The organism is Lentzea kentuckyensis (assembly GCF_002150765.1).
In the GTDB taxonomy this organism is placed as follows: Bacteria; Actinomycetota; Actinomycetes; order Mycobacteriales; family Pseudonocardiaceae; genus Lentzea; species Lentzea kentuckyensis.
Window position 1 is genome coordinate 1 of sequence record NZ_MUYM01000098.1, and the last position, 822, is coordinate 822.

Annotated in this window: 1 protein-coding gene; it reads right to left on the minus strand. The window is 71.3% G+C overall.

The features are described from left to right. Nucleotides 1–451, minus strand: a 451-nt coding sequence (ruvA, locus tag B0F77_RS36690) for a Holliday junction branch migration protein RuvA (RefSeq protein WP_143467100.1), incomplete at its 3' end; no start/stop codon positions are given. Between the last annotated feature and the right edge of the window lie 371 nt (nucleotides 452–822).

Here is an 822-nt window from a genome sequence, read left to right on the forward strand (position 1 = left end):
CGACCACGTGGTCGCGCGTCTGGCTGTGCACGGGCGTGGTGGGCGTCGGCAGTGCGCCGACCTTGTCGCGGAGCTCGATGATGAGACGTTCCGCGCCCTTCTTGCCGATGCCCGGCACCTGCGTGAGCACGGTGATGTTGCCCTCGGCGAGCGCGTGCCGCAGCTTGTCCGGCTCCAGCACGGCCAGCGTGGCCAGGGCGATGCGCGGGCCGATGCCGCTGACCGTCTGCAGGAGGCTGAACAGCTCACGGGCCTCGGCGTCGGCGAACCCGAACAGCGTGAGGCTGTCCTCGCGCACGATGAGGGTGGTGGCGAGGCTGGCCTCCTCGCCGTGGCGGAGGGTGGCGAGCGTGGTGGGGGTCATCTGGACGGCGAACCCGACCCCGCCCACCTCGACGACGGCGTGGTCGAGGCCGACGTGCTGCACCTGGCCGCGCAGTGACGAGATCACCTGGTTCCTCCGGACTTCAAGCTCACGCAGGCGTCCCCTCGCGAAGGGGACCCCTTGATTTCATTCTTCCAGCCGACCCTGACAATTTCGGTGGCCGCTGAAGCTACCGCGCTCGTCACGGCGCGCTCCGCCGCCACAGCACGACCCGGCGCGGCGACGCGGTCCGGCGCCACAGCACGACCCGCCGCCACGGCACAGTCGACTGCCACGGCACGACCCGTCATCACCGCACGACCTGACAACGCGACACGACCCGGCAACGCGGCACGGCCAGGCGTCACCACACGACCCTCCGCCACGGCACGGCCCGACGTCACCGCAGGACTCGACGTCACAGCACGGCCCGACGCCACCGCACGACCCTCCGCCAC